Source organism: Lachnoclostridium sp. An138 (assembly GCF_002160765.1).
GTDB lineage: Bacteria > Bacillota > Clostridia > Lachnospirales > Lachnospiraceae > Laedolimicola > Laedolimicola faecalis.
Window position 1 is genome coordinate 184995 of record NZ_NFLF01000006.1, and the last position, 7143, is coordinate 192137.

At 51.0% G+C, this 7143-nt stretch carries 6 protein-coding genes and 1 pseudogene; 3 read left to right on the plus strand and 4 right to left on the minus strand.

The features are described 5' to 3' along the window. The first annotated feature begins 66 nt into the window (after positions 1-66). The 3 genes and pseudogenes from B5E82_RS07530 to B5E82_RS07535 all read left to right on the plus strand — a co-directional run bounded on the left by B5E82_RS07530 (position 67) and on the right by B5E82_RS07535 (position 2148). A complete protein-coding gene (locus B5E82_RS07530; protein ID WP_087306941.1) occupies positions 67-1086 on the plus strand; it encodes a proline racemase family protein in 1020 nt (339 codons plus the stop codon). Between the two features lie 27 nt (positions 1087-1113). Then, positions 1114-1248, plus strand: a pseudogene (locus B5E82_RS18955) (LacI family DNA-binding transcriptional regulator); the annotation flags it as partial. A 48-nt stretch (positions 1249-1296) separates the two neighbouring features. Next, the gene (locus tag B5E82_RS07535) at positions 1297-2148 is read left to right on the plus strand and encodes a substrate-binding domain-containing protein (RefSeq protein ID WP_242966268.1); all 852 of its coding nucleotides are present in this window, start codon (positions 1297-1299) and stop codon (positions 2146-2148) included. A gap of 125 nt (positions 2149-2273) precedes the next feature. Here B5E82_RS07535 and B5E82_RS07540 read toward each other — a convergent pair whose 3' ends face one another. From B5E82_RS07540 to ilvN, 4 genes are all read right to left on the minus strand, one after another. Further along, positions 2274-3653 carry a lipase family alpha/beta hydrolase gene (locus tag B5E82_RS07540; protein WP_206415647.1) on the minus strand — a complete coding sequence of 460 codons (1380 nt, stop codon included), beginning with the start codon at positions 3651-3653 and terminating at the stop codon, positions 2274-2276. Positions 3654-3735: 82 nt separating this feature from the next. After that, complete coding sequence (locus tag B5E82_RS07545; RefSeq protein WP_087306944.1) at positions 3736-5295, minus strand: ASKHA domain-containing protein; 1560 nt, start codon at positions 5293-5295, stop codon at positions 3736-3738. Between the two features lie 4 nt (positions 5296-5299). After that, positions 5300-6316: a ketol-acid reductoisomerase gene (gene ilvC, locus B5E82_RS07550; protein WP_087306945.1), complete on the minus strand. Its 1017-nt coding sequence runs from the start codon at positions 6314-6316 to the stop codon at positions 5300-5302. A 32-nt stretch (positions 6317-6348) separates the two neighbouring features. Then, positions 6349-6882, minus strand: coding sequence for an acetolactate synthase small subunit (ilvN, locus tag B5E82_RS07555; protein WP_087306946.1), 534 nt, complete (start codon positions 6880-6882; stop codon positions 6349-6351). Positions 6883-7143: the final 261 nt, after the last annotated feature.

Sequence of the window (7143 nt, forward strand, 5' to 3'; positions counted from 1 at the left end):
CCGGTTGCCGGCACACCGGCTTTTCATTAAAACATTCATTTACTTTACATTGGAAGGAAAAAGGAAATGCAATTTGAAAAAATACTGAAAATCATCGAAACACACACTGCCGGAAGTCCTACCCGGCATATTGTCGGAGGCGCCCCGCAGATAAAAGGAACTACTATGGCAGAAAAAATGCAGTATCTGCACGATCATCACGACTGGATCAGAAAGGTCGTGATGCAAGAGCCCCGGGGACACGCCAGTATGTCCGGAGCACTCTACGTGCCACCCTGCAATCCGGAAGCGGATATGGGAATCCTATATTTTGACGCCTGCGACTATATGACTATGTGCGGCCACAGCACCATCGCCGTTTCCACTGTCCTGGTGGAAGCCGGAATGGTAGAAAAAAAAGAGCCTGTTACCACGGTGAAGCTTGATACTCCTGCTGGTCTCGTTACCGCTGAGGTCCGTGTGGAAAATGGAAATGTAAAGGAAGTCACCTTCGCAAATGTACCTTCATTCCTCTATGCCAGCCAGGAAATCGAGATCGAAGGCTATGGAAAGGTCCCCTGCGATGTAGCGTTCGGCGGCATGGCTTACGCCATTGTCCCTGCGGAAAAATTCGGCGTTTCTGTAGATCCCGCCAATATCCACACACTCATGGATCTGGCACACAAAGTATTCGATGTGGCGCAGCCCCAGATTGGCTTTGTACATCCGGAGCAGCCCTTTATGGACCGTATCCACAGCGTCATGTTTACCCAGCCGGGTACAGACGGTGCTGACAGCAAAGAGGTAGTTATCCTGATTCCCATAGAGGAAGGAAATTCCACCGCAGTGGACAGATCTCCCTGCGGAACCGGCACTTCTGCCCGTATTGCCGCAGAGCTGGGACATGGGAACATTCAGCTTGGCCAGTCCTTCACTCAGGAAAGCATCGTGGGAACCCGTTTTACAGGCCGCATCGACGAACGGCAGGATACCTGCGGCTATATCGGCGGCATACCGAAAATCACCGGTTCGGCTTATATCACTGCCCTCAGCGATTTTGTGGTTTCCAGCGGCGATCCTCTGAAAGATGGTTTTATTCTGATTTGATATTTGACGCAAAAGGGATATGACATTATGGGAAACAATTTAAAGGCGATAGCCGAGGAGCTTAATTTATCCATTTCCACAGTTTCAAGAGCCCTCAACAATACCGGCCGGGTTTCAGAAGAAACCCGGCGTATGGTCATGGATAGCGCAAGGAAACACAATTATACACCGAATCGTGTTGCTCAGTCCCTCAGGAAAAAAAGGACCAATATGGTAGGCCTTATTGTTCCTGACATCGGCGACTATTTTTCACAAGTCATCAAGGGCACGGAATCTGAGTTGTCCGCAAACGGATATTCCATGATTCTGGCGGATTCTCATGAGGACCCCATAAAAGAAGCTAATTATATCAAACTGATGTATCAGTCTCAGGTAGATGCTCTGATTCTTGCAACTGTATCTGATGATTTCCGCTGGACCAAAATCTATCAGGACAGCCGTATTCCTGTTATCTTTTTTGACAACGAGCCTGACAGTCTTCAGTGCAATAAAGTGGTTTTGAATAACATTAAAGCCACAGAAATTGCCGTCGATCATCTTGTGAGGCTCGGACATAAAGACATTGCGCTAATCTGCGGAAACGTAAAAGAGAGTACTGCCAAGTTCCGGCGTGATGGCTTTGTAGAAGCGATGAAAAAGCATAACCTGGAAGTGAATTCCAACTTGATTAAAGAAGGTCTCTACTATCTGGATGCAGGCTATTCATCCATGGAAGAACTGATATTGAACAAAAACGAAAATCCTTTTTCCGCAGTGATCGTCTCTACCTATATGCTTTCCTGCTCGGCTATCCATGCCATAAGAGATTACGGCCTCAGTTACCCAAAAGATTTTTCCTTTATTGGCTTCGATATTGAGGACTCCGACCGCCTCTTTTCCCCCAGCATTACCTCTGTGCTCCAGCCAGGAAAACAGATCGGAAAGCTTATGGTGCACCGGCTGCTTCAGTCCATTGAAAGCTATGACTCGCTATCCTCCGACGAGGAATTTTCTGTTTCCTTTGTGAATCCCGTTATCAAAATCGGGGAATCTACCGCCCTGTTTAAAAAGGAAAATAATTGAATGGAAACGAACCGGGATGGATGGCAGGACAGTATACATATACACTGCTCTGCCACCCACCCCGGCTCGTTTTCTGTGCAGACAACTGTTATTTACATCAAATGCTGCTTTTTAAACTTTTTTCTTTAAAATCCTTTTTCCTTCAGTTCCGCCACAATCTGCACATACGTCTCTACCACGTCAAATCCCTTATAATCCTGCCGCTTCAGGTCAATGATATCTCCATGGGAAATTCCCCGCAGCCTTTTGTTGGAAAATACGCCCCGAAACTCGCCCCATTTGGCGGATTCCACGCTGACCAGGCCGTCATTTTCTCCTTCCAGAGGGCGGATCATGCAGTACGGTATCGAAAGCAGCAGATGGCTGAACGGATTTTTCATCTTCGAGGTGTAGCTCTGGTAATAGACGCCCGGCATATCCGGCGTCTTCTCATTAAACTGGGCGCTTTCCTCTGTGGCAAACTGGTGGGTGGCCGTATAAAAATCAGGAGCTTTATCTCCAAATCTGGCAAAGGTCCGGTCAAAACAGCCGGCCACGAAACGGTAAAAACCCTCAGGAAGACGGCAGGCATAATCCACAAAGCGGCAGCCACGGTGTGGCGTATTCATAGTCGTAAGAGACGCCACATAAGGGCTCATGCCAAGAGTGGTCACCGCGCAGCGTGCGTCCAGTCCTCCCTTGGAATGAGCGATGATATTGACCTTTTCCGCGCCGGTCTCCTCCCGGATCTGAAGAATTCTTTTCCGGATATCCTCTGCGTTATATGCAATGGTCCCCAGTGCTTCCTGATTGCCGTAATAAATCACTGCCCCGTTCCGTTTCAGCTCTCTGGGAATCCGGCCCCAGTAATTAAAATATCGGAGATCCCGAAAGCCGATGCCGTGTACCATCAAAAGCGGATACCTGGTGGCGCATAGATCGGAATCCACGCGCAGCGCGCGAAGCTCTGCTTTTTCTCTTTCAAAATCATATTCCTCATAGACCAGGCGGCAGGCATACAGAAGCACTGCCAGATTTACCAGGGGAATCCACCAGGTGAGCAGCATCACAATCCGCCTGACGATACCCAGTCTCCTGGAAGTAAAGAAAATCCGCAAGGTTCCAAAGAACAGGAGAAACAGAATACCCAGGACCGCCAGAACCACATCCAAAATCTGAAATCCTTTCCCAAGCATCAGGGCGATTCCGGATGCAGGCCGGAACAGGCGCCAGATAACCCACACCTGAAGTACCGCCCCATACAGGCCCCAGCATATGCTCCGCCGTCCGCCCATCATCATCCGTGCTCTGAGCCCTGTGCGGGCGCTGTCGCGTACAGGCCATACAAGAAGCCAGAGATATGTCAGTACCAGGAGCACGGCTGCAAGAATCTGCAGCAGCCGGATAACTCCCATACCTGCGCCTGCCTTTTCCATGAGCTGTTCCAGCATTCCCAGAAACAGCGGCAGATTGAGTGCACAGGGCACGGCAATCGCCAGGTACAGTTTTTTCAGAAATCGACTCATAATCCCCCTCCAGACGGCAGTTTTCTTTCAGAAAACGGCATCTGTTTTTTCTAACTGCCGTTTTCTCTAACTACCGCTTTCCCTATTTGTTCTTCCGTCTCTCCTCCAGCCGTCTCACCACCGAAGGATACCGCTGCAGATCCGTATGAGGAATCGCTGTGGCAGCTGCCATCAGATGAATAAAGTCCTCCACAGCCCCAAATTGTACATATTCCATCCGCTCGATGATTTCCCGGGCTCTGCCGGCCAGAGAACGATCAAGCAGAAGCTTCTCCGCTCCCTGGAGCGAAGTGTTTCCGGGCGAAATGATTTTCTCCCGGTCAATATCCGGGTACAGGCCGATCGTCACCGCCGACTCCTTGTCAAAATGAGTGCCAAAGGCTCCGGCCACATAAAAGCGGCCCACATCCTCCATGGTCAGTCCGATGAGGTTCATCATATACTCTACCATAGTCATGGCCGCAGCCTTGGTCTTCAGAAATTCATCGATATCATCCTGGTAAAAGCACAGTCCGGGGGCATATTCCACCGCCAGCTCGGATTCTTTATCCTCTCTCCCCGGCACGCGGACTACCTCCGGCACATCCTCCTGAAATTTCCCGCGCAGGTCAATCCATCCATTCAGGTACAGTTCTGCAATCAGATCCGCAATCCCGGAACCGCAGATGCCTCTTGCTGCCCCTTCCCCGATGACATGGACCTTCAGCTTGCCTTTCTCTGTCGTGACGCGATCCACCGCCCCGGCTTCCGCACGCATGCCGGTGTGGACTACGCCGCCCTCCAGAGCAGGCCCCGCGGCTCCTGCGCCTGCCAGCAGAAAATCTTTATTGCCTACGACCAGCTCTCCGTTCGTTCCCACGTCCAGAAACACACAGATTTCCTCCTGATCGGGGATTCCGGTCGCCAGCATTCCGCTGATGATATCTCCGCCCAGATAATTCTCCAGGCCGGGACAGCAGTAGACGAATCCGTTCATGGAGATTCCAAGTTCTTCCGCCCTGCAGATGTCAGGCGCCAGCGTCTGAACCGCATAGGGCGACTGAAAGACTTCAAAAGCATCCAGCCCCAGCAGGAAGTGGATCATGGTTGTGTTTCCGGACACCGTCATAATCGGACAGGAACGGGTATCGATTCCCGTCTTCTCCCTTAACTGCTCCATCAGCGCGCAGAATCCCTCTGCAGTGGCCTTCTGAAGCCTCTTCCGGTGCTCCGGCTGATCCTTGGTGTAAAAAATGCGGCTTAAGATATCTTCTCCCCAGTTGATCTGCGGATTGAACATGCCAGCTTTTCCAAGTATCTCACCCGTATTCAGATCCACCAGCTCCATAAGGACTGTCGTGCTTCCAAGATCCACGCAGAGACCATAATGCTCCTTCACCGTATCTCCCGCTTCCAGACCGAGAAGTTCCCAGCCGTGGCCATCGAAGCCTGCTGTGGCTGTTACCCGGTACCCGCTCTCATCACAGATGCTCTGGGCGTCCCGCAGGGCCGCCGGGCGCATCCGGATATATCCTGTCTTTTCCTCCAGCCGGAAAGGACCACTGTCCTCCAGAGCGGCTGTAAGCCGCACCTGCAGCGGACGGTGGTCCTCCTCTGAAGGCTTGGGAAGCTCAAGATAGACTTTTTTGCTCCAGCCTTTCATACTTTTAGTTATCCAGCAGCTTGTCCTGGTCGTTCCAGCTGTACAGCTTGCGGATCTCCTTTCCGATCTTCTCTGACGGATGCTCCTGAGCCAGCTTTCTCATAGCCTTGAAATGAGCCTGTCCGCCTGCCGGAGACATGTCAAGCAGGAAGTCTTTTGCGAAAGTTCCGTCCTGGATGTCTTTCAGAATCTGCTTCATGGCCTTCTTGGTGTCTTCGGTAATGATCTTCGGTCCGGTGATATAGTCGCCATACTCGGCCGTATTGGAAATAGAATAACGCATTCCTTCGAAGCCGGACTGGTAAATCAGATCTACGATCAGCTTCATCTCATGAATACACTCAAAATAAGCGTTTCTCGGATCATAGCCTGCCTCTACCAGAGTCTCAAAGCCCGCCTGCATCAGCGCGCATACGCCGCCGCAGAGCACTGCCTGCTCACCGAACAGGTCTGTCTCAGTCTCAGTGCGGAAGGTGGTCTCCAGGATTCCGGCTCTCGCTCCGCCGATGGCAAGTCCGTAAGCAAGAGCATACTCCAGAGCCTTGCCTGTGGCATCCTGATGTACTGCAACCAGACAGGGGGTTCCCTTGCCCGCCTGATACTCGCTTCTTACGGTATGGCCCGGAGCCTTCGGAGCGATCATGGTAACGTCCACATTCTTGGGCGGTACGATCTGATTGAAGTGAATATTGAAGCCATGGGAGAACATCAGCATATTGCCCTCTTCCAGGTTCGGCTCGATATCCTTCTTGTACATGGCGGCCTGCAGCTCGTCATTGATCAGAATCATGATAATATCTGCTTTCTTTGCAGCCTCAGCAGCGGTATAAACCTCAAATCCCTGCGCCTCTGCGCGCGCCCAGGATTTGCTTCCTTCATAAAGTCCGATAATCACATGGCAGCCGGATTCCTTTGCGTTCAAAGCCTGCGCATGGCCCTGGCTTCCATAGCCGATTACCGCAATGGTCTTGCCCTCGAGAAGGGAAAGATTGCAGTCTTCCTGATAATAGATCTTTGCCATTTTTTCATTCCTCCATTTTGTTTTGTTTATGCTCAGCTGAAGTCATAATCCATCAGCTTGCCATCTTCGCCATACATCTTCACGTCAAAGGTGCCTCTGGAAAGTCCCGTGAGACCAGTTCTCGCCAGCTCCAGAATCTCGTAGCCGCTTAAAAGATCGATAAACGCGTCCACCTTGGACTGATTTCCCGTCAGCTCAATCACAAGAGAGCCCTTGGCCACATCCACAATCTTGGCCCGGAAAATATTTGCCACCGCAATCAGAGACTGGCGGTTTTCCTCGCTCACCTTGATCTTAATCATAATCAGCTCCCGGCAGATGGAGCTTTCCGGCTCCAGACGCTTGATGTCAATCACGTCCACCAGCTTGTTCAGCTGGTTTTCGATCTGCTGCAGAATGATTTCATCCCCCTTGGCCACCACCGTCGCCCGGGAATAGCGGTCGTCCGCAGTTCTGCCTACAGTCAGGCTGTCGATATTGTAGCCCCGGCGGCTGAACAGGCCCGAAATGCGGCTCAGCACACCGGAAGTATTATCTACCAGAATGGAAAACACAACTCGTTTCATTTACTCACACCCCTTGTTCCTTAATCTATGTCTGCAGCCGGAAATCCGCTTCCGGCGGAACTTTGCTCTCCTGCCGCAAACAATGCCGTTCCTTGAATTGTAGCAATTTCTTTCCGCCTTGTCAATGCGCGGCCGCTTCCAGCAGTTTTGAACGGTAAAAAATATGTCTGCCTGCCATAAAGAAAAAATTTCTTGAGAAATTATGTTATCCCCATTTTATTTTTTTCCGCACCTTTTATCCACATTCCATAAGCGCACTTA

What these genes read in the sequence shown, in the direction of transcription:
- B5E82_RS07530 (WP_087306941.1), top strand. Translation starts at nt 67, where the DNA reads ATGCAATTTGAAAAAATACTGAAAATCATCGAAACACACACTGCCGGA.
- B5E82_RS07535 (WP_242966268.1), top strand. Translation starts at nt 1,297, where the DNA reads ATGGTAGGCCTTATTGTTCCTGACATCGGCGACTATTTTTCACAAGTC.
- B5E82_RS07540 (WP_206415647.1), bottom strand. Translation starts at nt 3,653, where the DNA reads ATGAGTCGATTTCTGAAAAAACTGTACCTGGCGATTGCCGTGCCCTGT.
- B5E82_RS07545 (WP_087306944.1), bottom strand. Translation starts at nt 5,295, where the DNA reads ATGAAAGGCTGGAGCAAAAAAGTCTATCTTGAGCTTCCCAAGCCTTCA.
- ilvC (WP_087306945.1), bottom strand. Translation starts at nt 6,316, where the DNA reads ATGGCAAAGATCTATTATCAGGAAGACTGCAATCTTTCCCTTCTCGAG.
- ilvN (WP_087306946.1), bottom strand. Translation starts at nt 6,882, where the DNA reads ATGAAACGAGTTGTGTTTTCCATTCTGGTAGATAATACTTCCGGTGTG.